Here is a 25,245-nt window from a genome sequence, read left to right as displayed (position 1 = left end):
ACCGCGGGGCCGACCGCGCGGCGGCCATGACCGACGTACTGGTGGCGGGCGCGGGCATCGGCGGGCTCACCGCCGCGCTCAGCCTGCACGCGGCGGGCATCGAGGTGCGGGTCGTGGACGCCGCCGAGCAGCTGCGCCCGGTGGGCGTGGGGATCAATCTGCTGCCGCACGCCGTGCGGGAGTTGACCGAGCTCGGGCTCGGCGACGAGCTCGCCGCCACCGCCGTCGCGCCCGAGGCGATGGTCCACTTCGACCGGCACGGCAACCGTATCTGGGCCGAGCCGCGCGGCCGGGCCCTCGGCTACCGCTGGCCGCAGTACTCCATCCACCGCGGCGCCCTCCAGGTGCTCCTCCTGCAGGCCGTCCGCGACCGGCTCGGCGACCACGCGGTGCGTACCGGCACGGCCTTCGTGCGGCTCGCCGAGCGGGAGAGCGGCGCGCTGCGGGTGATCCTGCGGGACCGGGGCCGCGGCCGGGAGCACGGGGTGCGGGTGCGGGCCCTGGTCGGCGCCGACGGGCTGCACTCGACGGTACGGGCGATGCTGCACCCCGGCGAGGGGCCGCCGCTGTGGAACGGCATCCGGATGTGGCGCGGCACCGCGGAGTGGCACCCCGTCCTCGGCGGGCGGACCGTCGCGGTCGCGGGCAGCAACGCCAGCGCGAAGCTCGTCGTCTACCCGATCTCGCGGCGGGCCCAGGAGCGCGGCAGGGAGCTGCTCAACTGGGTCGCCGAGGTGCGCTTCCCCATCTCGCGCCACCACGGCATGGCCGGGCCCGCCGACTGGAACCGCTCGGGGCGGCTGTCCGACGTCCTGCCGCACTTCGCGGGCTGGCGCATCGGCGACCTGGACGTCCCCGCGCTGCTCGCCGCGACCCGGCACATCCTGGAGTACCCGATGGTCGACCGGGACCCGCTGCCGCAGTGGGGGCGCGGCCCGGTCACCCTGCTCGGCGACGCGGCCCACCCGATGTACCCGGTGGGCTCGAACGGCGGCTCCCAGGCGATCCTCGACGCCCGCGTCCTGGCCCGCTGCCTCGACCGCGCCGCGCCGGACCGGGAGGCCGGGCTGCGGGCGTACGAGGACGTGCGCCGCGAGCCGGTCAACTCCCTGGTGCTGGCCCACCGCAACATGCCGGCGGACCGCATCCTGCACACCGTCGCCGAGCGCGCCCCGGAGGGCTTCGACCGTGTCGAGGACGTCCTGACCCGCGAGGAGCTGGGCGAGCTGGACACGGCGTACCGCAGGACCACGGGCACGGAGGCGACGGACCTGGAGGGCCGCGGCTCCTGGGGCACGGAGGGCGTCGTCTGACCCCGCCCCGCCCCGCCCCGCCCTCGTGCTCGTCAGGGCCGTCGAGTACGGCTGCTTCCCCTTCGAGGTGCGCCGCCCGGCCCGACCGCACCGGCACGGCCGAGCACCCGCGCGAACTCCCGGACCCGCGCCGTCTCCGCGTCCCGGTGCCACACCATGCCGAGGACCGAGTCCGGCAGCCCGTCGACCGGTACGAAGACCACGTCCTTGCGGCCGTGGTAGTCCGCCGTCGGGCGGCACAGCAGCATCGCGCCCCGGTCCGCGGCCACCAGGGTCAGGCCCTCCTGGAGCGTGCGGACCGCGGGGGCCGGGGTGTCCGAGGGGGCGTGCGCGGCGCGCCAGTAGGCGGGCGCCGGGGCGGTCGCCGCGATCAGCGGGGTCCCCGCGAGGTCGGCGGCCGTCAGCGAGGGCCGCCCCGCGAACGGGTGCCGCACCGAGACGGCGACGGTCTGCCGCTCGCCGCAGAAGACCGGCCCGAGCACCAGATCCGGCTCGTCGACCGGCAGCAGCACGACCGCCGCGTCCACGCCGCCGTGCCGCACCGCGCCGAACGGGTCGGCGAAGGGGATCTCCACGATCTCCGTGACACAGCCGGGGTGCCGCTCCTGGAACGCCGCCACGGCCTCCATCAGCCGGGCGTCCGCCGTCCCCTGGAACCCGAGCCGCAGCGTGCCCGTCACGCCCCGCGCCGCCGCCGTGGCCCGCTCCACCACGGAGGTCAACTCCGCGTAGGAAGGCCGGAGTTCGGCGACGAAGCGCTCCCCGAGTGTGGTCAGGGCGACCCGGCGGCTCGTACGCTCCACCAGGCGCGCGCCGATCCGCCGCTCCAGGGCGGCGAGCAGCTGGCTGACCCGGCTCTGCGACACGTGCAGACGCTCGCCGGCCCGCCCGAAGTGCAGCTCTTCGGCGAGCACCAGGAAACACTCCAGCTCACGGATCTCCAGACCGTGCCCCGGTCCCCTCCCGGGCCGGGAGGGGAGGTCCCCGCCCCGTCCCCCGTCTGTTCCCGTCCCCGGTCCGCCCACGGCGCGCGCGCTCTCTTCCCCGGTCGTTTCCCCGATCGATGAATCCGGCTCATACAAGGATGAGATCTTCGCCGTTGTTCCCGGGCGGGCACCCCCACAGGGTGGATCTCATGTCACAGCGCACGCAGACACCCACACGGCACGCCGTGGTGGAGCGGCCCCGGGGCGCCGTCGCCGTCCTCGCCGTCGCCGCCGCCACCTTCTCCGTCGTCACCACGGAGATGCTGCCCGTCGGGCTCCTCACCTCCATCGGCACCGGCCTGCACGTCTCGGACGGCACCGCGGGTCTCGCCGTCACCCTGCCCGGCCTCGTCGCCGCGCTCGCGGCCCTGCTGCTGCCCGTCGCGGTCCGCCGCGCCGACCGGCGCACCGTCCTCGCCCTGCTGATGGCGCTGCTCGCCGTCGCCGACGTGGCCTCCGCGCTCGCCCCCGCCTTCGGCGTCCTGCTCGCCGCGCGCGTCCTGGTCGGCGTGTGCATCGGCGGCGTCTGGGCCGTCGCGGCCGGTCTCGGCGCACGGCTCGCCGGACCGGAGCGGGCGGGACGGGCCACCGCGGTGATCTTCAGCGGGATCGCCGTGGCCTCCGTGCTCGGCGTGCCCGCGGGCACCCTGCTGGGCGAACTGGCGGGCTGGCGCTGGGGGTTCGCGGCCCTGGCCGGGCTCGCCCTGGCCGTCTCGGTGCTGCTCGTCACCGTGCTGCCCCGGCTGCCCGCGCAGGAGGGCGTCCGGCTCGGCGCGTTCCCCGGCCTGCTGCGCATCGGCCGGCTGCGGGCCGGTCTCCTCGCCGTCACCCTCCTGGTCACCGGCCACTTCGCCGCGTACACCTACGTCCGCCCGGTCCTCGAACGGGTCCCGGGCATCGGGGCGGGCCTGATCAGCGGGCTGCTCCTCGCCTACGGGACGGCCGGCATCGTCGGCACCTTCGCGGGCGGCGCCGTCGCGGCCCGCGACCCGCGCCGGGCGCTGTCCGCGATCAGCGCGGGACTCGGCGCGGTGGTGCTGCTCATGGTGCCCGCGGGCGCCTCGCCGGCCGCTTCGGTGGCGCTGCTCGTCGCGTGGGGGCTGGCCTACGGCGGGGTCTCGGTGTCCGCCCAGAACTGGGTGATGGCCGCCGCGCCGCACGCCCGCGAGGCCGCCTCCGCGCTCTTCGCGGGCGTGTTCAACGTGGCGATCGCGCTCGGCGCCTTCGCGGGCGGCCGGGTCGCGGACAGCCGGGGCGCCGGGGCGGTGCTGTGGCTGGGCGGCGGGCTCGCCGGGCTCGCGCTGCTCGCGGTGGTGTGCGCGGGCGGCTCCCGGCACGCCGCGGGGGCGGCCACCGGCACGCGGTGACCGCCCCCGGGGGGCGTAGGGGCGGGGGTCAGCCCTTGAGCTCGGCGGCGACCAGCTCGGCGATCTGGACGGCGTTCAGCGCGGCGCCCTTGCGGAGGTTGTCGTCGGAGATGAAGAACGCCAGGCCGTTCTCGACGGTCTCGTCCGTGCGGATGCGGCCGACGAACGAGTCGTCCTTGCCCGCGGCCTCCAGCGGCGTGGGCACCTCGGTCACGACGACGCCCTCGGCCGAGGAGAGGATCTCGGTGGCGCGCGCGGGGCTGAGCGGCCGCGCGAAGCGGGCGTTGACCTGGAGGGAGTGGCCGGTGAAGACCGGGACGCGCACACAGGTGCCCGAGACCTTCAGCTCCGGGATCTCCAGGATCTTGCGGGACTCGTGGCGGAGCTTCTGCTCCTCGTCCGTCTCGTTCAGGCCGTCGTCGACGACGGAACCGGCCATCGGCAGGACGTTGTACGCGATCGGCGCGACGTACTTGTCGGGCTCGGGGAAGTCCACCGCGGAGCCGTCGTGGGTGAGCTTGGGGGCGTCCTGGCCGACCTTCTGGACCTGCCCGAAGAGCTCCTCGACACCGGCCACACCCGAGCCGGACACGGCCTGGTAGGTAGCGACGACCAGCGCTTCGAGGCCCGCCTCCGCGTGCAGCGGACGCAGCACCGGCATGGCGGCCATCGTCGTGCAGTTCGGGTTGGCGATGATGCCCTTGGGGCGGTTCCTGATCGCGTGCGGGTTCACCTCGGAGACGACGAGGGGGACCTCGGGGTCGCGGCGCCAGGCCGAGGAGTTGTCGATCACGACGGCGCCCTGCGAGGCGACCTTCTCGGCGAGGGCCTTGGAGGTGGCGCCGCCGGCCGAGAACAGCACGATGTCCAGGCCCGTGTAGTCGGCCGTGGAGGCGTCCTCCACGGTCACACCGTCCACGACCGTGCCGGCGCTGCGGGCCGAGGCGAACAGGCGCAGCTCGTCGGCCGGGAACTTCCGCTCGGCGAGGATCCTGCGCATGACCGTGCCGACCTGACCGGTGGCTCCGACGATTCCGACCTTCACTGGGACTTCCTCCGTGGGTGTGCGGCCTCGTGACCTCGGCCGATCTGTGGGGGGTGGCTCCATGATGCGTCTGTCCAGACCCGCGTTGTCCAATCCATTGTCCGAGGTGCGGGACGCCACATGGGAGATGAACCATTCGGCCCGCCCCGGCGTCGTAGGGGAAACGCGGGGACGGGAGGGGCACATTGCTGCGCAGAGGGGTGCGCCGTGCGTCGCGGGGGCAGGGGGCGGATCCCCTGGACGCGGCCCAGGAGGACCGGGTCAGGGCGGTGCTCGCGCTGGGCGGGGTGCCGTACGCCGATCTGCCGGACGGGGTGCAGCAGGTCAGGCTGAAGCTCCTGGAGCGGGCCGCCGACGGGCGCGAGGCGCCGCGCGACGTGTCGGCGTGGGCGGCGGTCGTGGCCTCCAACCTGGCCATGGACTGGCACCGGGCCCGGCGCAGACAGGAGCGGCTCGGCGAGCGGCTCGCGGTGCTGTGGCGGGAGGCCACCGACGAGGACGGCGCGGAGGCGCGGGCCACCTCGCTGGCCGTCGCCCAGGGCCTCGGGGAGCTGCCGGACGCACAGCGCCAGGTGGTGGTCCTGCGGTTCTACGCGGACCTTCCGGTGCGCGCCATCGCGGACGAGCTGGGCATTCCGGAGGGCACGGTCAAGAGCAGGCTGCACACGGCGGTACGGCTCCTGCGGGCACGGCTGCACGAAGGGGAGGTGGTGTGACGTGCACGGCAAGGACGCCGAGGGCGGCGCCCCGGACGCGCTGATGCTCGCGATCACGGGCGAACCCGTGCCGGACGGCACACCGCGCGACCCCGCGTTCGACGCCGAGCACGCGGCGGCCGTGGCGGACCTCGCCCTGCTGAGGGAGCGGCTCGGCACGGTGGGCGACGCGCTGGCGGCCGGTCCGCGGCGGGCGGCCCCGGCCGTCGCGCCGCGGCCGCCGCGCGCCCGGGCCCGGCGGGGTCTCCTGGTCGTCGCGGGCGGCGCGGTCGCCGCGCTGGCGGCCTCGGCCCTGCTGGGCGGGCTCGCCTGGCTGGCCGTGGAGGGCGGGGCGGAGACGGGCGGGGGCGGCGACGGGTCCAAGGGCGCGGCCTCCGACGGGCAGCGGCGCGAGACGGGGGAGGGGAGCGCCGACGCGGGCGGCGACTCGGCCGACCTGAGCCCCGAGGGCTTCGTGGCCTGCTCGCGGCTGATCGTGGAGGGCACGGTCACGGCGGTCGACGCGGTGCCGGGCGGCCTCCAGGACCGCGTCACCCTCGACGTGACGCGCTACCTGAAACCGAGGAGCGGCGAGGGCACGGTCCGTTTCCCCATGGACCGGGACGTGGACCCGCGCCTGAAGACCGGCGACCGGGTCCTGATCACCGTCACCGAGGGGTCGGCGGAGCCCGCGAACTGGGCCGTCGGCAAGGAGCGCGACCGGCTGCGCACGACGATCCTCAAGGCCCTGCCCGCCGCGGAGAAGATCCGCTGCGACCGCGGCCCCGGCCCGGCCGGCTGACGGGCGGGCCGGCTGACGGGCGGGGCGGCTGACGGGCGGGGCGGCACGCGAAGGGGCCCCGCCGGCCTGCGCGCGGGAGCGGCAGGCCGGCGGGACCCCGTCGGCGGTGCCCGCCGGAGCGGGCGCGCGGTGTTACGGCGTGACCTTCTCGACCTTCACGCTGCCGCTGCCCGCGACCGTGCCGCCCGCGTTGAGCAGGGACACCTCGCCGAACAGCTCACGGCCCGCGGCGGCCGGGGTCTTCGCCTCGACCTTGGCGTCGACCTGCGCGGTGGCGCCGTTGGCGAGCTTCACCTGCTTCGACTCGTCGACGGTGATCCGGCCGAGCGCACCGGAGAAGAACACGTCCCGGTAGTCGTACGCGGTCGTCCCGGCCGGTACCGCGTAGCCCACGACCTCGATCGTGTAGGTGCCGGCGGCCGGCTTGGACAGGCTCACCGACTCCTCCGAGTCGCCGTCGGCCGACGAGCCGACGACGACGCCGTCCTTCTTCACGGCGAGGTCGAGGTCGGCGGCCGCGTCCGCGGTGGCGCCGATGGCGGCGTCGAGACGCTCCGCGCCCGCGGGCACGACGACCTCGGTCACCTGCGTCTCACCCTGCTTGATGGTGGGACGCGCCGACTTGGCCGAGCCGAGCGAGCCGCCGCGCAGCTTGCCGTCGACGGCCGCGAAGTTGTTCGTGACCTTCCAGGAGACGGGCGCCGGCGTGCCGACCTTCGCCTCCGGGATCGTCTGCACGGCCGGGTCGAAGTCGACACCGAGGGTGGCGACGTTCAGCTTGTACGGGTTGTCGAGCAGCGGCGACGTACGGCGCGACTCGACCTCGATCTCCCAGACGCCGGCCTGCGGCTCCGCGTACGAACGCAGGTCCGGGCGGCAGGTGTTGGCGGGGTTCTCGTAGTTCGGGTAGCAGGCCGTGGACGCGGTCGACTCGACCGGGACGCCGTAGGGGTGCACCGCGATGAAGCGGGTCTGGCTCTTGTCCTTCAGGCCGCCGAGGGAGACCTCGAGGGACGTGGCGCCCTGCGGGACCGTCACGAAGTACGACTGCGTGCTGTTGCGCTGCGTCGAACCCTGGGCGGAGTAGGTGTGCGTCGGCTTGGCCAGCGGCGCGGAGACGACGACGGTCGCCATGATCTGCTGGTCGATGCCCTCGCTGCGCTCGTCGTCGACGGTCAGGATCGCGCTGTGCAGCCCGGCCGACTTCGCCTGCGCCCGGACCTTGACGGTGACCGGCTTGTTCAGCGGCAGCGACACGGAGCCCTTGCCGAGCAGCTCGAACGTCTTGTCGTGGTTGTTGACCAGGTCCAGCTCGTGGCGGATGCCGCGGTCCGGGCCGGAGGTGCGGGTGATCGTCACGTCGTACGTCCGCTTCTGGCCGGTCTTCAGGCCACCCTCACGGTCGTAGATGCCGGTGCCGGGCTTCTTCAGCTCCTGCTCCAGGGCGGTGTCGACCGGGGCCTGCACCGTGTACGTGTGCGCGCTCGCCTCGTCCTCGATGGCGTTCCAGGCGTCGACCACGTTGATCAGGCCGGTACCCTGCGCGTACGCCTGCTCGCCGCGGATGCGGTCCGCGGTGGAGGTCAGCGCGGTGCGCAGCTTCGCCGGGGTCAGGTCGACGTGCTCGCGCTTCGCCGCCGACAGCAGCAGCGCCGAGGCGCCCGCGGCCTGCGGGGAGGCCATCGAGGTGCCCTGCAGCATCGAGTAGCCCGCGGGCAGCCGGTAGCCGGCCTCGGCGACCGGGGAGCCCGGCAGCCAGGTCTGCGTGGTGTTGATGGCCGAGCCGGGCGCCGAGATGATCGGCGCGAAGCCGCCGTCCTCGCGCGGGCCGCGCGAGGAGAACGGCATCATCGCGTACTTCTTCTCCACCTGGGAGCCGTAGTTGGCCGCCCAGGTCTCCTTGGAGATGGCCGCGCCGACCGAGATGACCTTGTCCGCGAGGCCGGGGTCGCCGATGGTGTTCGCGCCGGGGCCGGAGTTGCCCGCGGAGATCACCAGCTGCACGCCGTAGGTGTCGATGAGGCGCGTGTAGAGCTCGGCGCGCGCGTTGTTGCCGTCGTTCAGCGCGGGCAGGCCGCCGATCGACATGTTCACGATGTCGACGCCGCGCTTGGTGACGAGGTCGATCATGCCCTCGGTGAGCGCGACGTTGGTGCAGCCGCCGGTCCAGGTGCAGGCGCGCGAGGAGACCAGCTTGGCGCCGGGCGCCGCGCCGTTCATCTTGCCGCCGAACAGGCCGTTGGCCGCGGTGATGCCCGCGACGTGCGTGCCGTGCTCGGACTCGATGACGCCGATGTTGACGAAGTCGGCCTTCTTGCCGACCCAGTCGCCGCCGTACGGGTCGGTCGGCACGTCCTTGCGGATCTCGACGACGAACGGGACGCGCTCGGCGACGTCGGTCGCCGGGTCGTCCTTGCCGAGGTAGGCGACCTGGTGGTCGTCCTTGTACGGCTTGAGGACCTCGTCGTCGGTGAAGTCGTTGTTGGCGTTCAGGTCGACGCGGACCGTGCCGGCCGCCGGGTCGTACAGCACGCCCCAGCTGTCGGTGGTGTCGCCGTCGCGGTTGAGGTCGCCCTTGGCGTCGCCGCCCGCGGTGGCCGACTCGCGGAAGCGGTTGACCTGGAAGGAGCCCGCCGGGGCCTTCCACGACTGGCCGTCCCAGCTGAAGACGGGGCCGGTGACCGGGTTGGTCATGCGCCGCCAGGTGCCGTCCGCGTCCACGATCGGGTCGGTCGCGGTCACCCAGTCGGTGATCTTGCGCTCGCCGGTCGTGGTCTTCTGCAGCGCCGGGTGGCCCAGGTCGACGCCGGAGTCCAGGATGCCGATGGTGATGCCCCGGCCGTCCGCCTTCGGGTGCTTCTTGACGAAGTCGACGGCGCCCGTCTCGGCGGACGGGTTGTACGGGTTCTTCGCCGGGGTGGTCCTGTCCGGACCCGGGTAGGTGCCGCGCGCCGCGGTCTTCGCGCCCTTGGCGCGGTCGGCGGCGGGCGTCGGGTCGTCCAGCTCGATCTCGTGGCGCAGGTCGATGGCGTGCACCGACGACAGCTTCGCGGCCGACTTGATCGCGGCGTCGGCCCGGTCCGTCGGCACGGTCGCGCGGACGTAGCCGAGCTTGTCGTCGGTCCGGCCGACCGAGCCGCCCTTGACGCCGTCGAGCTGGTCGGCGACCCGCTCGGTGGCACCGGGGGCGGTGGCGACCATCATCGTGACGGTCTTCTCGCCGTCCGCCTTGGCGTCGGCGAGCAGGTCGGCGTCGGCGGCGCCGAGCTTCTTGTCGGACGACTTGGGCGCGGGGGCGGGCGATCCGTCCGCCGCGAAGGCGAGGGGAACGGCCCCGGTCGCGCAGAGCGCGGCGGTCAGACCGACGGCTATCGCGAGCCGGGGCGCGCGTCTGGCGCTGGAACTGGATCTGGGCATCGGCATCCCTGTTGCGTGAGGGTCGGGAAGGAAGATCGGGAAGAAGAGCGAAGGTCGGCAGGAGGAGCGACGGATCGATCGATACGGTCCCGGAATCGCGGAAGGTCCGGATTCCGGGGCCGGATGACCGCTCAGCCTTACGCAAGTGGCCGCCGTTTGGGGAGAGTTGTCCGAGCTGTGATCAGGGCGTGACGCAATTCCGCCATGCGTCATGCGGGACATGCGGGCGTAAGAGGGGATATGGCGGTGCGTCGCGCCGTCCCGCCGGCACGGTGAACGGCACCACCCGCCGGGGCGAACGCGCGGATGGCAGACAGGCGTCGCACCGGGCGCCTAGCGTCGACGGCGTGCAGAAAGAATTGAGAGTGGCGGCCTACGCCGTGTGCGTACGGGACGGCCGGGTCCTGCTCGCCCGCTGGGTGGCCGGGGACGGCGCGAAGCGCTGGACGCTGCCCGGCGGCGGCATGGACCACGGCGAGGACCCCTACGACACCGTGATCCGCGAGGCCGACGAGGAGACCGGATACGTCGTCGAGCCGGTCACGCTCCTCGGCATCGACTCGCTGCGCCGCCGCTACCCGCGCAGGCTCGGCGCCGTCGCCGACTTCCACGGCCTGCGGATCGTGTACGAGGGCCGGGTCACCGGCGGCACGCTCCGCAGCGAGGCCGACGGCTCCACCGACCTCGCCGCCTGGCACCCCCTGGAGTCCGTGCCGGACCTCGACCGGGTCGGGCTCGTCGACATCGGCCTGGCACTGTGGCGCGCCCGCCCGGCCGACGGGCACACCGCCGCCCCGGGCCGCTGACCCCGCCCGGAACCTTCCCTTCCCCGCGAGGTGAACGTGGAGTGACCGCCTCCTCTCCGCCCGGAGAGGACCGCGTGACCGCGTAGGGTGCCGACTGATCCACGTACGGTGATCGGCGCTGCCCGTTGCGGTCTCGTTAACGCGCAGGCCACCCCCGCTGCCAACGATCCAGTACGAGCGGGGAGTTCGCCGGCCGCAGCCAGGCCCGGGCGCCCCGCGACCACTGCCGTCGCGTTCGCACCCGGGGAGACCGCGCCATGCCGCGCACACGCTCTGTCGCCACCGCAACCGCCTCGGCCGCCACCGGCGCCGCCACCGCGACGGCCCACGCGGCCCGCGCCGTGGCCGGTGCCGCGGTCCGGCCCGACCGCCGCGCCGTCCTCGCCGCCGCCGGCGCGGTCACCCTCTCCGCGGGCGTCGGCTACGCGCTGGGCCCCGGCGCCGGAGCGGGGAACGCGGCGCCCGCGGGCCACGCCACCGTCCCGCGCTCCCGCCCGGCCCCCGCCGCGCCCCTCGCCCCCTACCGCGGCGGCACCACCCTGCTCACCGTCGCCGCCCCGCGGGGCACCGCGGGCTATCGGCGGCTCGGCGACGGACCCGCCTGGCCGCGCGTCGTGCGCGGCGACCTCGCGGCGGCGAAGGCGGGCCGCGCGGGGCGGCGCACCGCGCTCGCCGCGTTCGTGCAGTTCACCGACCTGCACCTGGTCGACGTGCAGCACCCGCTGCGGTACGAGTACCTGCGCGCGCAGACCGCGAGCGCCTGGCGGCCGCACGAGTCCCTGTCGGTGGCGGGCGCCGTCGCGCTGGTCGAGCGGGTCAACGCCCTGCGCGGCGCGCCCGCCACCGGGGCGCCCCTGCACTGCGTCGTGACGACCGGCGACAACACCGACAACAACTCCCGCTCCGAACTGGACTGGTTCCTCAAGGTGATGAGCGGCGGCCGCATCACCCCCAACACCGGCGACCCGCGCCGCTACGAGGGCGTCCAGGCCAGCGGCCTGCCGCTGTACTGGCACCCCGACGACGACCTGCGCGACGCCGACAAGCGGCTCGGCTTCCCGCACCTGCACGGCTTCCTCGACGCGGCGATACGCGAGGTCAACAGCCCCGGCCTCGGCCTGCCCTGGTACTCCACGGTCGGCAACCACGACGCGCTGCCCGGCGGCTGCTGGGCGCCCAGGGACCCGTACTTCACCGAATTCGCCACCGGGGGGAAGAAGTTGATGTCCCTGGACGAGCCGCGCGGTGCCGCCCTGTGGAAGGCCGTCAAGAAGGGCCGCGACCCCAAGGGGGCGCACTTCAAGGAGCTGCTCAAGGGCGAGGCCCGGCGCATGCGGTCCGTCACGCCCGACGCGTCCCGGGCGCCCTTCACGCCCGCCGAGTACCTGCGGGCGCACCTCGACCCGGCCCACCGGGGCGCGGGACCCGCCGGACACGGCTACACCGAGGAGAACCTCGCCGCGGGCACCCAGTACTACTCCTTCCGCATCAGCGACGACGTGCTCGGCATCAGCCTGGACAGCACCGACCCCGGCGGGCACTACGAGGGTTCGCTCGGCACCGCCCAACTGCGCTGGCTGGAGCGGGAGCTCGCGGCCAACGAGCGCCGGGCGGGCGGCCCCTCGTACGTCGTCGTCCTCAGTCACCACACCAGCGCGACCATGCGCAATCTCCGCGACGACCCGGCGCACCCCGGCGAGGCCCGGCACGGCGGCGACGAGATCGTCGCGCTGCTCGGCCGGTACCGCTCGGTGCTCGCCTGGGTCAACGGCCACAGCCACAAGAACGCCATCACCCCGCACCGCACCCCGCACGGCTCCTTCTGGGAGGTCTCCACCGCCTCGCACATCGACTTCCCGCAGCTCGCCCGGGTGGTGGAGCTCACCGACAACCACGACGGGACGATCTCGCTGTTCACCACGCTCATCGAGTCCGCGGCCCCGCACCGCACCGATTTCGCCGACCTCTCCCAGACCGGCCTGGCCGCGCTCTACCGCGAACTGTCCTTCAACGCCCCCGGCGCGAAGCCCGCGTTGGGCGGCGGACCCGGCGACCGGAACACTGAGCTGCTGCTGCACAAGGACGGCGGCGGCTGAGCCGCCGCACGGGACGGCTACCGGGGCAGCACGACGACGTACGCGGCCGGGTCGCGGTCGCCCGACGCCATCAGCGCGGTCCGGACGACGGCGGCCTGCTGCTCCGGCGCGTCCCGCAGCTTGCGCGGCGTGATGTGCACGACGGCGATGCCGAGCCGCTCCAGGTGCTCGCGCTTGCGGGCGTACTCCGACCACAGCGCGTCCTCGTCCTGGCGCGGCGCCCGGGTGTCCAGCTCGACCGCCACCGCCTGCTCGGGCCAGTAGGCGTCGACGCCGCCGAGGTGCGGGCCGCCGGGCAGCCGCAGGTCCACGTTCCACAGCGGGTCGGGCAGGCCGTGCTCGGCGACCATCCCGTACAGCCGGTCCTCGGCGATCGCCCGCCCCTCGGCGAGCAGCGAGTCGACCGCGTCCACCACGTGCGGCCGGGTGAGCAGCCGGGCCTCGTTCAACTCCCGGACCACGGCGGCCGGTTCGCAGTGTCCGCCGCGCACCGCCTCGCTGAGCAGGCGGCGCACCACGCCCGCGTCGGCGAGCTGCGCCACGGCGTCGGCGAGCGCGCGGGGCACCGGGGCGACCGGCACCGCGCCGATCTGCTGGGGCGTCGGCAGCGCGGGGCACCGCACGAGCCGGGCGAAGCCCACCGAGCGCAGCCGCCGGGTGCGCGGCACCAGGACGTCGATGCGGTCCAGGGACGGCAGCGGGGGAGCGGACGAGAAGCGGTGCAGGGCGAGCGCGGCGAGCCCGGTGATCATCGCGTCCGCGTACGGGGCGTGCGCCTCGCCCGTGCGGGGCTGCACGGGCACGGCCCTGGCCTGGCGTGCGGGCGGGCGTCCCGCGTACAGCAGGGCGCCGTGCAGCCGCTCCTCGCTGGTGGCCGGTCCCGGGTGCAACAGGCAGACGCCGGGCAGGAGTTGCTGCCAGGGTCCGCCGGGGCGGCAGTGGGCGCCCGCGTCGGCGGCGGAGACGCCGTGCGCGCCGAGCTGGGCGGTGCTCAGGACGCGCAGCTGGGTGCCTGCGAGGTGCTGGAGGGGCAGCGGGGAGAGCGGGGCGTTGTGGTTCATGACCCGGTCGTTCCCGCCCCTCCGCCCCTCGCTAACCGCTGTTACACGCTCGTCGACAAACCCGGACAACCTCGCCCTAAAGCACGGACGTTCGACAACCGATGAACGCGCGTTCCCCTCCCGGCCCTGACCTGCACCTCGCCCGCCCCCGCCGCGCACACGGGCCCCGCGCCGCCCCGTCGGCGCCCCGGTGCACGCCGCAGGGGCGGCCCCCCGCGCGCCGGGCGACGGCACGCGGGGGACCGCCCCGGGCAGAACCCCTGAACGCGAGGGGATACGCGGTCGGCCCGGCTAGGCCGCCGCCCCCGCGTCGCACGCCTGCGCCCGCAGCGCCCGCGCCAGGTCGTCCCGCGCCTCAAGGACCAGCCGCCGCAGCGCGGGCGCCGACGCCTCGTGCGCGGTGAGCCACGCGTCCGCCGCCACCAGCGTCTCCCGGTCCCCCTGGAGGCTCGGGAACAGGCCCCGCACCACGTCCATGCCGATCTGGATCGAGCGCTGCGCCCACACCCGCTCGATCGCGGCGAAGTACTGCGCGGTGTACGGCGCGATCAGCTCGCGCTGCGAGGACTGCGCGAAGCCCGAGATGGTGGCCTCGACCAGCGCGTTCGACAGGGCGTCGGACTCCACCACGGCGGCCCACGCCTGCGCCTTGACCGCCGCCGAGGGCCGCGCGGCCAGGCACCGCACCTGGTGCCGCTTGCCGGACGCGGTGTCGTCCCGGGCCAGCTCGGCCGCCAGCGCGTCCTCGCCCGCGGCGCCGTGCGCGGCCAGCGGGCCCAGGAACGCCCAGCGCAGCTCCTGGTCGATCTCCAGGCCGTCGATCTTGGCGTTGCCGTCGAGCAGGCCCTGCAGGAGCTGGAGGTCGGCGGCCGTCGAGGCGACGGCGGCGAAGAACCGCGCCCACGTCAGCTGGTGCTGGCTGCCCGGCGCCGCGATCCGCAGCTCGCGCAGCGCGCCCTCGGCGAGCGCCCGGCCGCCCTCCTCGCGCCACTCGGGGGCGGCGTAGTGCGTGAGGGCGGAGTTCGCCCAGGCGTGCAGCATCTGGAGCACGCCGATGTCGCTCTCGCGCCCGGCGAAGCGCAGCACGAGCCCGATGAAGTCCCGCGCGGGCATGAGGCCGTCCCGCGTGAGGTTCCACAGCGCCGACCAGCACAGCGCGCGGGCCAGGGGGTCGGTGAGGTCGCCCAGGTGCTCCCGCAGCGTCGCCAGCGAGTTCTCGTCGAAGCGGATCTTGCAGTAGGTCAGGTCGTCGTCGTTGACCAGGACCAGCTCGGGGGCCTGCTCACCGGCCAGCTCGGCGACGACCGTGCGCGGACCCTCCACGTCGACCTCGGCGCGGGCGTACCGCTCCAGGTCGCCGCCCGCGGCCCGGCGGTACAGGCCCACGGCCACCCGGTGCGGCCGCAGTTCGGGGTGGGACTCGGCGGCTTCCTGGAGCACGGAGAGCTCGGTGATCCGGCCCTCCGCGTTCAGGATCACCTGCGGGGTCAGGGAGTTGACGCCGGCCGTCTGCAGCCACGCCTGCGACCAGGTGGCCATGTCGCGCCCGGAGGTCTCCTCCAGGACCGACAGGAGGTCGCCGAGGACGGTGTTGCCGTACGCGTGCCGCTTGAAGTAGCGCCGGGCGCCCTCCAGGAACGCGTCCCGGCCGACGTAGGCCACGAGCTGCTTGAGCACCGAGGCGCCCTTGGCGTACGTGATCCCGTCGAAGTTGAGCTTGGCGTCCTCCAGGTCGCGGATGTCGGCCGTGACCGGGTGGGTGGAGGGCAGCTGGTCGGCGCGGTAGGCCCAGGCCTTGCGGTTGTTGGCGAAGGTGATCCAGCCGTTGGTGAAGCGGGTCGCCTCGACCATCGAGAAGGAGCCCATGAAGTCGGCGAAGGACTCCTTGAGCCACAGGTCGTCCCACCAGCGCATGGTGACCAGGTCGCCGAACCACATGTGCGCCATCTCGTGCAGGATGACGTTGGCCCGGCGCTCGTAGGACGCCTGGGTCACCTTGCCGCGGAAGATGAACTCCTCGCGGAAGGTCACCAGGCCCGGGTTCTCCATGGCGCCGAGGTTGTACTCGGGGACGAACGCCTGGTCGTACTTCCCGAAGGGGTACGGGTAGTCGAAGTGGTCGTGGAAGAAGTCCAGGCCCTGCTTGGTGACGAGGAAGACGTCGTCGGCGTCGAAGTGCGGGGCCAGGCCCTTGCGGCACATCGCGCCGAGCGGGATCTCCAGACGGGTGCCGTCCGCGAGCACGCGCTCGTAGGAGTCCGTCACGTAGTGGTAGGGGCCGGCGACGACCGCCGTGATGTACGTCGAGATGGGCTTGGTCTCGGCGAACTTCCAGACGCCGTCGGTCAGCTCGCCCACGCCGTTCGACCACGCGGTCCAGCCCTCGGGGGCCCGCACCGAGAAGCGGTAGGGCGCCTTCAGGTCGGGCTGCTCGAAGTTGGCGAAGACGCGGCGGGAGTCCGCGGGCTCGTACTGCGTGTAGAGGTAGACCTCGCCGTCCTCCGGGTCGACGAAGCGGTGCATGCCCTCACCGGTGCGGCTGTAGGCGCACTGGGCGTCCACCACCAGCTCGTTCTCCTCGGCCAGGTCCTCCAGCGCGATCCGGGTGCCGTCGAAGACCTCGGCGGGGTCGAGGTCCTTGCCGTTCAGCGAGACGGCGGTGACGCTCGGCGCGATCAGGTCGGCGAAGGTCGCGGCGCCCGGCTCGGCGCTGCGGAACCGGATCGTGGTGACCGAGCGGAACGTGCGCGGCTCCCGACCGCTCTCGCCGACCGCCGACCTGAGGTCGAGAAAGACCTCGTAGCCGTCGACGGAGAGCAGCGCGGCCCTCTCGTGGGCCTCGTCGCGGGACAGATTCTCACCGGGCACGGGCGGCACTCCCTTGTGACTCGCATGACTGTGATTCGCCTGACTCGTACGAATGTCTACGATCCTCGCATGTGCCGTCAGCGGCCGACATCCGGGAATGCCCCGGTGTGCCACCGACGTTTTCCCTGGCAGATGCGAACGGATTCCCTAGGGAGAGACATGTCCGAGAACGGCAGCAAGACCCCCGTCGACTTCTGGTTCGACCCGCTGTGCCCCTGGGCGTGGATGACGTCGCGGTGGATGCTCGAGGTGGAGAAGGTCCGTGACGTGGAGGTCCGCTGGCACGTGATGAGCCTCGCGGTCCTGAACGAGGACAAGATCGACCAGCTCCCCGAGGAGTACCGCGAGATGCTGGAGACGAAGGCCTGGGGCCCCGTCCGTGTCGTCATAGCGGCCCAGCAGAAGCACGGCGACGAGGTCGTCGGCAAGCTCTACACCGCGCTCGGCACCCGCTTCCACAACCGCGGCGAGGGCCCCACCCGCGAGGCCGTCGCCGGCGCCCTCGCGGACGTCGGCCTGCCTGCCGACCTCGTCGATCACATGGACTCCGACGCCTACGACACCGAGCTGCGCGCCTCCCACAAGGAAGGCATCGACAAGGTCGGCCAGGAGGTCGGCACCCCGGTCATCGCCGTCCCCGGCGCCGACGGCGAGCAGATCGCCTTCTTCGGCCCGGTCGTGACCCCGGCCCCCAAGGGCGAGGCCGCCGCGAAGCTCTGGGACGGCACGCTGCTCGTGGCGTCGACGCCGGGCTTCTACGAGATCAAGCGCACCCGCACGCAGGGCCCGATCTTCGACTGACCTGCCCCCCGGCGGACACCCGCCCGGCACCGAAACCCCGGCACCGAAAGACCCCCGTGAGTCACGTCCTCACGGGGGTCTTTCCTCTATCCGCCCGCCTCGGCGAAAGTTGAGAAGACGATCACGAGGCGGGACGTTCTCACGGGGCGAGCAGCAGGCTGTTCACCCGCTCCTTGGCGGCGGCGTAACGCTTGGCCACGTCCTGCCAGTTGACGACCTGCCACATGGCCTCGATGAAGTCGACCTTCTGGTTCTTGTACTGCAGGTAGAAGGCGTGCTCCCAGGCGTCGAAGACCAGGATCGGCGTCGAGCCCTGGCCGACGTTGCCCTGGTGGTCGTAGACCTGCTCGACGATCAGGCGGTTGCTGAGCGGCTCGTAGGCGAGCACGCCCCAGCCCGAGCCCTGCGTCGTCGCGGAGGCCTTGGTCAGCTGGGCCTTGAACTTGGCGAAGGAGCCGAACGACTCGGTGATCGCGTCCGCGAGCTCACCGACGCCGTCGGCGGCCAGCGGCTCGCCGCCGCCGCCGTCCTTCGGGCTGTTCATGTTGTGCCAGTAGATGCTGTGCAGGATGTGCCCGGAGAGGTGGAAGGCCAGGTTCTTCTCCAGGCCGTTGATGGCGCCCCACGTCTCCTTGTCGCGCGCCTCCTCCAGCTGCTCAAGGGTGTCGTTCGCGCCCTTCACGTACGCCGCGTGGTGCTTGTCGTGGTGCAGCTCGATGATCTGCGGGTTGATCACCGGCTCGAGCGCCGCGTAGTCGTACGGAAGTTCAGGAAGCGTGTAAATGGCCATGGATCCGAGCCCTCCGACTGCTGCTTAGCTGTGGTGCACTGTTGTGTTTCTCAAGTTATTGCAAGTCCGTCGCAACTGCAGGCTAGCAGCAGGTGCCCGCGGAAGTTGATCAGCCCTTCGTCCTAGGTCCGGACGGGAATACCGGAGGAAACTCCGGCCGCACGAAAGGGCGACACACTGCCCGGAGGTGCTCTCGGCCTGTCGGATATGGTGCGTTGCGCAACTTTTTCCTGCGTTTTGGAGACCGATCCGGCCGTGCCTCCTGTGAATGTCATGGTCGTGGACGACGACAAACTGCTGCGGTACGGCCTCCGGCGCATCCTGGAGAGCGCCGGGAGCATCACGGTCTCCGCCGTGTGCGACGGCGCCGACGCGGTGGAGCGGGCGGTGCGCCACCGGCCCGACGTGGTGCTCGTCGACCTGCACATGCCGGACCTCGACGGCATCAGCGTCCTGCGGGCCCTGCGCGGCCTTGACGCGCCGCCCGTGGTGGCCGTGCTCACGGGATTCGGGGACGACGCCCAGGTGACCGAGGCGTTCGCCGCGGGCGCCGCGGGGTTCTTCCTCAAGGACGCCGCGGCCCGGGAGCTGATCCCCGGGGTGCTGCTGCTCGCGGCCGGCGGCAGCGCCCTGTCCGCGCGGGTGGTGCGCTCGCTGCGCGCGGCCCCCGCGCCGCCGCTCGCCGGGCCCGCGGAGCCGCCCCTTCCGCCCGCCGCCACCCCGCCCGCCGTCCCCGCCGTCCCGGCCGTCCCGCCCGTCGCGCCGACCGTCGCGCTGACCGGCCGCGAGCGCGACGTGCTGGACCTGCTGGCCACCGGGATGACCAACGCGCAGATCGCCGAACGACTCCTGCTGAGCCGCTCCACGGTGAAGGACCACGTCAGCTCCGTGCTGGCCAAGCTCGGCGCGAGCAACCGCATCCAGGCGGCCGTGCTGGCCCGCGCCACGGTGCGCTGACATGGCGCGCCGCCTTCCGGCCCGGGCGGTGGACGCCGTGGTCGTCGCGGTCGCCGCGGCGGAACTGGTGACCGTGCCCGACGGCGTCGGCCCCGTGGTCGCGGCCTCCTACCTGCTGGCCGTGGCGGCCCTCGCGGTACGCAGGCGCTGGCCCCTGGCGGTCGCGCTCGCCACGGTCCCCGCGGCCGCGAGCGGCTATCTGTGGCTGGCCCCGATGTGCGCGCTCGGCACCGCCGCCGCGCTGTCCTCCCGCGCCCTCGCCCACGGCTGCGCCGCGGCGATGTTCCTGGTGGCCGCGGCGCCCGCCACCGCCGCGGAGGCGCGCGCCCGGAGCGCGCACGAGTGGGCCACGGTCGCCCTGGGCCCGGCGCTGTTCAGCGCGGGACCGACCGTGCTCGGCCGTCTTGCCCGCACCCGGCGCGAGCTGGCCGAGCACCTGGAGCGGCTGAACGCGGTCCGTGAGCAGGAGCGCGAGCAGGCCGCCGAGCGCGCCATCGTGGTCGAGCGCGCCCGTATGGCCAGGGAGATGCACGACGTGGTCTCGCACCAGGTGAACCTGATCGCCGTGGAGGCGGGCGTGCTCGCGCTCACCTCGCGGGACGACCGGGCGCGGGACTGCGGGGAGCGGATCGGCGAGCTGAGCAGCAGGACGCTGGACGAACTGCGGGACATGCTGGGCGTCCTGCGCGCCCCGGCGCGGGGCGGCGCGACGGCGGGCCTCGCCGACCTGCCGGCCCTGGTCGCGGCCAGCGGACTCCCGGTGCGCACCGACTACCGCCTGGCGACGGCGTCGTCCCCGCCGTCCCCGGAGACGGCGCACGCCGTCTTCCGCATCGTGCAGGAGTCCCTGACCAACGCGGCCAAGCACGCCCCCGGGAGCGCCGTCGGCCTCGTCATCGCCGGGGGCCCGGCGCACGGCACCCTGAGCGTCGAGGTCACCAACGGCCCGCCGGACGACGCCTCCCGGCCGCCCCACCCGCGGCGTCGCCGTGCTCCCGGCCACGGCCTGGCCGGGCTGCGGGAGCGGGCCGCGCTCCTCGGGGGATCGGTGACCGCGGCTCCCACCGCCGACGGCGGGTTCACGGTCCGGGCCGAACTGCCCTACGCCTGACGGCGGCAGCGGACCCCCGCCACCCGGCGGGGGTGCGCCTCCCCGCCACCTGTCTGAATGAAAAGGGCGAAGGGTTCATAAGCCGCCGAACCATGACATGTGGTTCTTGGGGGTGCCTCATCCAGGCGATACGTTCATCTCGCCCACCCAAGGTCTGGACCAAGGCCGCACGGGGGGCATTCACCAGGCGTCCGGCGGCCGTGACCAGGCGGCCGGACTGCTGGGCCCAGGGGGGAGCCGGGCGAGACCAAGGTTTCGCAGGACGGGCATCGCCACGACTTCGCCCCTTTGTGCACGAACACCCAAAGGAGCATGCACAGATGAACAAGCGTACGCGCATCGGCGCCGCCGCTGTCTCCGGCCTCGCGGCCCTGTCCGTCGGGGTCACCGGCGTGTCGCAGGCCTACGCGGCCGGTCCCGCGGCGGGCGGTGCGTCCGCCCTCGCCGAGCAGGTGACCGAGGACCAGATCGACGAGCTCGCCGGTCACCTGGCGGCCCTCGACCGGGGCGAGCACCTGGACGCCGACGGCGCGTTCGACTACGAGGCGACGAAGGCGCGGTTCGGTGCCGAACTCGCCGATGCCCTGCGTGTCGTCTTCCCGGACGGTGTCGTGGACGTGCCGGAGGGCGTGCAGCGTTCCTACGCGTCCTGCCTGATGGCCGCCGTCGGCCTCGGCGGCGTGCAGGGTGTCGTCGACAAGGTCAAGCACCACATCGAGAAGAAGAACTGGCGCAAGGTCGCCGAGATCGGGCTGAAGGAGGCCGCCAAGCGCGGCATCAAGATCGCCGGGAAGGGCGGTGTCGCGGGCATGGCGACGGCGCTCGCGGTGGCCGCCATCGGCTGCATCTGGGCCGCCCCGCAGCAGCCCGGTGCGCAGGTGTCCGCAGCCCAGGAGGGGGCGGCCGGATTCGTGCCGGTCTCCTTCGCCGGTCGGGACGCCGCGTCCTTCGCGCCCGCCGCCTGACCGTCGGGTCGCAGGACCGGTGAGCCGGGGAGCTCCGTCCGTGGGGGGGCGGGCGGGGCTCCTTGTCGATCGGCCGCGTCAGCCGCCGTCGCCCTCCACGATCGCGCGCAGGTCGGCCAGATAGGCCGCGAAGCGCTCGCGCCCGGAGTCGGAGAGGCGGACATGGGTGACGGGGACACGCTTGATCCGCAGCTTGGCCACCTCCACCATGCCCTCCTTCTCCAGGATCGCGATCTGCCGGGACAGTTCGGGGGACGTCAGGTGCAGGCTGTCGCGCAGCTCGGCGAAGGCGACGTGCTGGACGCGGTTGAGGACGGCGATGATGGCCAGCCGGTTGGGGGAGTGGATGAGGTTGGCCAGGGCCTCCCGGGGCGGCCGCGCCGCGGTGTCGTCGGCCATCCCTCACCGCCTCCAGCGCAGTACGAAGTACACCGCGGCGGCGGCCGTGGGCAGCGCGGCGGACACGAGGTGGCCGGTGAGCGAGTCGGAGCCCTGGCCGAAGACCAGCGCGGCCCCCGGCATGCAGAGGAAGACGAGGCCGCAGAACCGGACGGCCATCTCCAGGCGGGTGTGGGGCCGCCTGCGGGCCGCGCCGTCGTGGTGGCCGTTCCAGCCGAGCAGCAGCGCGGTGGCCGCGATGAACACGGCGGCCCCGGCGAGCCGAGGCAGATCGCTCTCCAGCGCGATGACCAGGCCCGCGTACAACGCCACCAGCGTGACGACTCCGACGACGCGCTCGCCGGTCGAGGCGGGGCGCGAGAGGTCGGGGGCGGAGTCGATCACGGACAGCTGGTCGGCGGGAGTGGTGCGGGGCTCGTCGTGCGTCATGCCAACAACTTTTACATCTACTTGCACAAAGTGCAACTGGCTCCTGGCCGCCCGCCCGCCCACGAAAAAGCCCCGGACCGCCGCGGGTCCGGGGCTTCTCGGCGGGTGGCGGCGCGCCTACGCGGTCGCGCGGCGTTCCGCCGTCTTCTGGCGGACGATGCCGATCACCGCGAGCGCCAGCGTCAGGCCGCCCGTGGCGAGCAACTGCTTGCGGGTGTCCGGCTGGTCGGTCATCAGGTAGAAGACGTACGCCATGCCGGCCAGCGCCACCCAGGTCAGGAAGGGGAACGCCCACATCTTGACGACCAGCTTCTCCGGGGCCTCGCGCTCCGTGCGGCGGCGCAGGATCAGCTGGGAGACGGCGATGAAGATCCAGACGACCAGGATCATCGCGCCGATCATGTTGAGCAGCCAGGGGAAGACCTCGTCCGGGCTCCAGTAGCTGAGCAGCACGCAGACGAAGCCGAAGACCGAGGAGGCGAGCACCGCCAGGCGCGGGACGCCGCCGGAGATCCGGCCGAGCGCGCGGGGGCCCTGGCCGCGCTCGATCAGGGAGTACGACATGCGCGAGGCGCCGTAGATGTTGGCGTTCATCGCGGAGAGCAGGGCGATCAGGACGATGACGTTCATGATCTCGCCGGCGCCGGGGATGCCCAGGTGGTCGAGCGTGGCGACGTAGGGGCCCTTGGCGACGACTTCCTTGTTGTCCCACGGCAACAGCGTGACGACGACCAGCATCGAGCCGACGTAGAAGACGGCGATGCGCCACATCGCGGTGCGCACGGCCTTGGCCACGCTCTGGACCGGCTTCTCCGACTCGGCGGCGGCGATGGTGACGGTCTCCAGGCCGCCGTACGCGAAGACGGACGCGAGCAGGCCGATGATCAGGCCGTCCGTGCCGTTGGGCATGAAGCCGCCCTCGCCGGTCAGGTTCGCGGTGCCGGGGGCCGGCGCGTCCGAGCCGGGCAGGATGCCGAGGATCGCGAGGACGCCGATGGCGAGGAAGAGCGTGATGGCGCCGACCTTGAGGGCGGCGAACCAGAACTCGAACTCGCCGAAGTTCTTCACGGCCGTCAGGTTCGCCCCGCAGAACGTGAGCATGAAGAGGGCGACCCACATCCACTTCTGGGTGTCGGGGAACCAGCCCACCATGATCTCCGCGGCGCCGATGCCCTCCAGGCCGACGGCGACGCAGAGCAGGAACCAGAAGCCCCAGCCCGCGGTGAAGCCCGCCCAGGGGCCGATGGCCCGCTCGGCGTGCACCGAGAAGGAACCCGACGCCGGGTTCGCGGCCGACATCTCGCCCAGCATGCGCATCACCAGCATCACGAGCGCGCCGGACACCGCGTAGGCGAGGACGATCGAGGGGCCGGCCGCGGCGATACCCGCCCCGGAGCCCACGAAGAGGCCCGCGCCGATCACGCCGCCGAGGGCGATCATGGAGAGGTGCCGCTGCTTGAGGCCGTGCACGAGCGGCGAGTCGGCCTTGGGGGCCTCGTCGGGTGCTGCGTCCTGGGGGGTGGACGTCCGAGACATGGGCGTGCCCTGTTCAGTAGCTGAGACGGAGAGCGGAGGGCCCACAGTCTGAAGTCCTGCACCGCTGACAGGGAACACTTGACCGGTATACGGACACAACGCTCACACCTGGTGAAGTAATGCGCACGTCAAGTTCATGCGGCCTTCACACGCCCTGCCCTCCGACCGCGAGCCCCACCCCGCGCGCCTCACCCCATGCGCCTCACCCCGCGCGCCGCATCCCGCGCGCTCACCCCACGCGTCGCGCGTACCACTCCCGTACCCCCGCGACCGCGAGGACGACCCCCGTCGCCCCCGCCGACCACAGCAACTGCGGCCGCGCCGTCCCGTCCGTCAGCATCAGCCCGAGCACGGCTGCCATCGCGGCCAGCGCCGCCCACGTCAGATACGGGAACGCCCACATCCGCAGCACGAGCCGCTCCGGCGCCTCCCGCTCGATGCGCCGCCGCAGCCGCAGCTGCGAGACCGCGATCAGCGCCCAGACGAACAGCAGCACCGCGCCCACGGAGTTGAGCATGTAGAGGAAGACGGAGTCCGGCCACTTCAGATTGAGCAGGACGGACACGAAGCCGAAGGCGACGGACGCGAGGACCGCGCGGCGCGGCACCCCGCCGCCGGACACCTTCAGGAGCGCCTTCGGCGCCTCGCCGCGCTCGGCCAGCGAGAAGACCATCCGGGACGAGCCGTACAGGTTGGCGTTCAGCGCCGAGAGCAGCGCCACGAACACCACGATGTTCATGATCGTCCCCGCCGACGGCACGCCGATCGAGTCGAGGACGGTGACGTACGGGCTGGCCCCGGCCTGCTGCGCGGTCCACGGCAGCACCGTCACGATGACCAGCATCGATCCGACGTAGAAGAAGAGGATGCGGTAGACCGCGCTGCGCACCGCGCGGGCGACCGAGCGCACCGGGTCGTCGGACTCGGCGGCCGCGATGGTCACGACCTCCAGGCCGCCGAAGGCGAAGACGACGGCGAGCACGCCCGAGACGACGCCCTCCCAGCCGTGCGGCAGGAAACCGCCCTGCCCGGTGAGGTTGGTCAGGCCCACCGGATCGGTGTCCGGCAGCACCCCGAAGACCGCGAGCAGCCCGAGGACCAGGAACGCGACGATCGCGAAGACCTTCAGCGTCGCGAACCAGAACTCGAACTCGCCGAAGTTCTTCACCGCGGCCAGGTTGGCGCCGGTGAAGACCAGCATGAAGATCAGCACCCAGGCCCACTGCGGCACCGCGGGCACCCAGCCGCCGGCGATCTGCGCGGCGCCGGTCGCCTCCACGGCGAGCACCACGACGAGCAGGAACCAGTAGAGCCAGCCGACGCTGAACCCGGCCCAGCGGCCGAGCGCGCGCTCCGCGTGCACGGAGAAGGAGCCGGACGCGGGCATCGCGGCGGACATCTCGCCGAGCATCCGCATCACGCACATCGCCAGCGCGCCCGCGATCAGGTACGAGACGACGATGCCGGGCCCGGCGACGGAGATGCCGGCCCCCGACCCCACGAAGAGCCCCGCCCCGATGACCCCGCCGAGGCCCAGCATGGTCAGGTGCCGCTGCTTGAGCCCGCCGCCGAGCGGCTCGGACTCCGGCGCGGTCACCTGCTCCCGCTCCGCTGCGGGCCGGGTGGGAGGTACGTCGTGCATGGTGCTCAGGCTGCTCTCGGGGCTCGCAAGGCTTTGGCGGGACTCCACAGTCTCCCCGGGCGGCGGCCCTCCGCGCAAAACGGGACACCGACCCCCCGACCTCAGTGACGAGCGTCACGCCGTCCGAGGTGTACGCGCGGCCCTTTGTGCGGAGCCCAC

Annotated in this window: 20 protein-coding genes; 10 read left to right on the top strand and 10 right to left on the bottom strand. The window is 73.3% G+C overall.

What is annotated here, in order from left to right; translation table 11 throughout:
* Window positions 1-26 precede the first annotated feature (26 nt).
* Window positions 27-1,313: a flavin-dependent oxidoreductase gene (locus tag ACFYXE_RS14895; RefSeq protein WP_389312427.1), complete on the top strand. Its 1,287-nt coding sequence runs from the start codon at window positions 27-29 to the stop codon at window positions 1,311-1,313.
* A gap of 32 nt (window positions 1,314-1,345) precedes the next feature.
* Here the strand turns inward: ACFYXE_RS14895 and ACFYXE_RS14890 are convergent, their stop codons facing one another.
* Window positions 1,346-2,257, bottom strand: coding sequence for a LysR family transcriptional regulator (locus ACFYXE_RS14890; RefSeq protein WP_389312581.1), 912 nt, complete (start codon window positions 2,255-2,257; stop codon window positions 1,346-1,348).
* A gap of 191 nt (window positions 2,258-2,448) precedes the next feature.
* Here ACFYXE_RS14890 and ACFYXE_RS14885 point away from each other — a divergent pair, with 191 nt between their 5' ends.
* Window positions 2,449-3,666 carry an MFS transporter gene (locus tag ACFYXE_RS14885; RefSeq protein ID WP_389312425.1) on the top strand — a complete coding sequence of 406 codons (1,218 nt, stop codon included), beginning with the start codon at window positions 2,449-2,451 and terminating at the stop codon, window positions 3,664-3,666.
* Between the two features lie 28 nt (window positions 3,667-3,694).
* Here ACFYXE_RS14885 and ACFYXE_RS14880 read toward each other — a convergent pair whose 3' ends face one another.
* On the bottom strand, window positions 3,695-4,711 hold the full coding sequence (locus tag ACFYXE_RS14880) for an aspartate-semialdehyde dehydrogenase (protein WP_389312423.1): 1,017 nt from the start codon (window positions 4,709-4,711) through the stop codon (window positions 3,695-3,697).
* A gap of 188 nt (window positions 4,712-4,899) precedes the next feature.
* On the opposite strand from ACFYXE_RS14880, the gene ACFYXE_RS14875 reads away from it, so the two are divergent.
* Entirely contained in the window at window positions 4,900-5,427 is a 528-nt protein-coding gene (locus ACFYXE_RS14875; RefSeq protein WP_389312579.1) for an RNA polymerase sigma factor, read from the top strand.
* A gap of 1 nt (window position 5,428) precedes the next feature.
* Window positions 5,429-6,208, top strand: a complete 780-nt coding sequence (locus tag ACFYXE_RS14870; RefSeq protein ID WP_389312421.1) for a hypothetical protein — start codon at window positions 5,429-5,431, stop codon at window positions 6,206-6,208.
* A 132-nt stretch (window positions 6,209-6,340) separates the two neighbouring features.
* Here ACFYXE_RS14870 and ACFYXE_RS14865 read toward each other — a convergent pair whose 3' ends face one another.
* Complete coding sequence (locus ACFYXE_RS14865) at window positions 6,341-9,631, bottom strand: S8 family serine peptidase (protein WP_389312419.1); 3,291 nt, start codon at window positions 9,629-9,631, stop codon at window positions 6,341-6,343.
* 341 nt (window positions 9,632-9,972) lie between these two features.
* On the opposite strand from ACFYXE_RS14865, the gene ACFYXE_RS14860 reads away from it, so the two are divergent.
* Window positions 9,973-10,431 carry an NUDIX hydrolase gene (locus tag ACFYXE_RS14860; protein ID WP_389312417.1) on the top strand — a complete coding sequence of 153 codons (459 nt, stop codon included), beginning with the start codon at window positions 9,973-9,975 and terminating at the stop codon, window positions 10,429-10,431.
* Between the two features lie 257 nt (window positions 10,432-10,688).
* Window positions 10,689-12,527, top strand: coding sequence for a TIGR03767 family metallophosphoesterase (locus tag ACFYXE_RS14855; RefSeq protein ID WP_389312415.1), 1,839 nt, complete (start codon window positions 10,689-10,691; stop codon window positions 12,525-12,527).
* A gap of 17 nt (window positions 12,528-12,544) precedes the next feature.
* Here the strand turns inward: ACFYXE_RS14855 and ACFYXE_RS14850 are convergent, their stop codons facing one another.
* Both ACFYXE_RS14850 and pepN read right to left on the bottom strand, forming a co-directional pair.
* Window positions 12,545-13,588 (bottom strand): hypothetical protein, encoded by a 1,044-nt coding sequence (locus ACFYXE_RS14850; RefSeq protein ID WP_389312413.1) that lies wholly within the window; start codon window positions 13,586-13,588, stop codon window positions 12,545-12,547.
* 291 nt (window positions 13,589-13,879) lie between these two features.
* A complete protein-coding gene (pepN, locus tag ACFYXE_RS14845) occupies window positions 13,880-16,456 on the bottom strand; it encodes an aminopeptidase N (protein ID WP_389312411.1) in 2,577 nt (858 codons plus the stop codon).
* A 159-nt stretch (window positions 16,457-16,615) separates the two neighbouring features.
* Here pepN and ACFYXE_RS14840 point away from each other — a divergent pair, with 159 nt between their 5' ends.
* Window positions 16,616-17,257: a DsbA family protein gene (locus tag ACFYXE_RS14840; protein ID WP_361174707.1), complete on the top strand. Its 642-nt coding sequence runs from the start codon at window positions 16,616-16,618 to the stop codon at window positions 17,255-17,257.
* 139 nt (window positions 17,258-17,396) lie between these two features.
* Here the strand turns inward: ACFYXE_RS14840 and ACFYXE_RS14835 are convergent, their stop codons facing one another.
* Entirely contained in the window at window positions 17,397-18,047 is a 651-nt protein-coding gene (locus tag ACFYXE_RS14835; protein ID WP_361174704.1) for a superoxide dismutase, read from the bottom strand.
* A gap of 255 nt (window positions 18,048-18,302) precedes the next feature.
* Here ACFYXE_RS14835 and ACFYXE_RS14830 point away from each other — a divergent pair, with 255 nt between their 5' ends.
* The 3 genes from ACFYXE_RS14830 (at window position 18,303) to ACFYXE_RS14820 (ending at window position 21,080) form a co-directional block, all read left to right on the top strand.
* Window positions 18,303-19,004 carry a response regulator gene (locus ACFYXE_RS14830; protein WP_389312409.1) on the top strand — a complete coding sequence of 234 codons (702 nt, stop codon included), beginning with the start codon at window positions 18,303-18,305 and terminating at the stop codon, window positions 19,002-19,004.
* Window position 19,005: 1 nt separating this feature from the next.
* Entirely contained in the window at window positions 19,006-20,115 is a 1,110-nt protein-coding gene (locus ACFYXE_RS14825) for a sensor histidine kinase (RefSeq protein ID WP_389312407.1), read from the top strand.
* Window positions 20,116-20,435: 320 nt separating this feature from the next.
* Complete coding sequence (locus tag ACFYXE_RS14820) at window positions 20,436-21,080, top strand: hypothetical protein (RefSeq protein WP_389312405.1); 645 nt, start codon at window positions 20,436-20,438, stop codon at window positions 21,078-21,080.
* 78 nt (window positions 21,081-21,158) lie between these two features.
* Here ACFYXE_RS14820 and ACFYXE_RS14815 read toward each other — a convergent pair whose 3' ends face one another.
* The 4 genes from ACFYXE_RS14815 to ACFYXE_RS14800 all read right to left on the bottom strand — a co-directional run bounded on the left by ACFYXE_RS14815 (window position 21,159) and on the right by ACFYXE_RS14800 (window position 25,086).
* Entirely contained in the window at window positions 21,159-21,479 is a 321-nt protein-coding gene (locus ACFYXE_RS14815) for a transcriptional regulator (RefSeq protein ID WP_361174693.1), read from the bottom strand.
* Window positions 21,480-21,482: 3 nt separating this feature from the next.
* Window positions 21,483-21,908, bottom strand: coding sequence for a hypothetical protein (locus ACFYXE_RS14810; RefSeq protein ID WP_361174690.1), 426 nt, complete (start codon window positions 21,906-21,908; stop codon window positions 21,483-21,485).
* A gap of 117 nt (window positions 21,909-22,025) precedes the next feature.
* Complete coding sequence (locus tag ACFYXE_RS14805) at window positions 22,026-23,444, bottom strand: amino acid permease (RefSeq protein WP_389312402.1); 1,419 nt, start codon at window positions 23,442-23,444, stop codon at window positions 22,026-22,028.
* 229 nt (window positions 23,445-23,673) lie between these two features.
* A complete protein-coding gene (locus ACFYXE_RS14800; protein ID WP_389312400.1) occupies window positions 23,674-25,086 on the bottom strand; it encodes an amino acid permease in 1,413 nt (470 codons plus the stop codon).
* Between the last annotated feature and the right edge of the window lie 159 nt (window positions 25,087-25,245).

The sequence above is a fragment of the Streptomyces sp. NPDC002564 genome, assembly GCF_042889645.1.
Lineage (GTDB): Bacteria > Actinomycetota > Actinomycetes > Streptomycetales > Streptomycetaceae > Streptomyces.
Note: the sequence above shows the minus strand (reverse complement) of the source record. Positions and strands in the feature narration are given on the sequence as shown.

Coding starts and splice junctions, on each gene's coding strand:
- ACFYXE_RS14895 (WP_389312427.1), top strand. CDS start 27: ATGACCGACGTACTGGTGGCGGGCGCGGGCATCGGCGGGCTCACCGCC.
- ACFYXE_RS14885 (WP_389312425.1), top strand. CDS start 2,449: ATGTCACAGCGCACGCAGACACCCACACGGCACGCCGTGGTGGAGCGG.
- ACFYXE_RS14865 (WP_389312419.1), bottom strand. CDS start 9,631: ATGCCGATGCCCAGATCCAGTTCCAGCGCCAGACGCGCGCCCCGGCTC.
- ACFYXE_RS14855 (WP_389312415.1), top strand. CDS start 10,689: ATGCCGCGCACACGCTCTGTCGCCACCGCAACCGCCTCGGCCGCCACC.
- ACFYXE_RS14850 (WP_389312413.1), bottom strand. CDS start 13,588: ATGAACCACAACGCCCCGCTCTCCCCGCTGCCCCTCCAGCACCTCGCA.
- ACFYXE_RS14840 (WP_361174707.1), top strand. CDS start 16,616: ATGTCCGAGAACGGCAGCAAGACCCCCGTCGACTTCTGGTTCGACCCG.
- ACFYXE_RS14835 (WP_361174704.1), bottom strand. CDS start 18,047: ATGGCCATTTACACGCTTCCTGAACTTCCGTACGACTACGCGGCGCTC.
- ACFYXE_RS14825 (WP_389312407.1), top strand. CDS start 19,006: ATGGCGCGCCGCCTTCCGGCCCGGGCGGTGGACGCCGTGGTCGTCGCG.
- ACFYXE_RS14820 (WP_389312405.1), top strand. CDS start 20,436: ATGAACAAGCGTACGCGCATCGGCGCCGCCGCTGTCTCCGGCCTCGCG.
- ACFYXE_RS14815 (WP_361174693.1), bottom strand. CDS start 21,479: ATGGCCGACGACACCGCGGCGCGGCCGCCCCGGGAGGCCCTGGCCAAC.
- ACFYXE_RS14810 (WP_361174690.1), bottom strand. CDS start 21,908: ATGACGCACGACGAGCCCCGCACCACTCCCGCCGACCAGCTGTCCGTG.
- ACFYXE_RS14805 (WP_389312402.1), bottom strand. CDS start 23,444: ATGTCTCGGACGTCCACCCCCCAGGACGCAGCACCCGACGAGGCCCCC.
- ACFYXE_RS14800 (WP_389312400.1), bottom strand. CDS start 25,086: ATGCACGACGTACCTCCCACCCGGCCCGCAGCGGAGCGGGAGCAGGTG.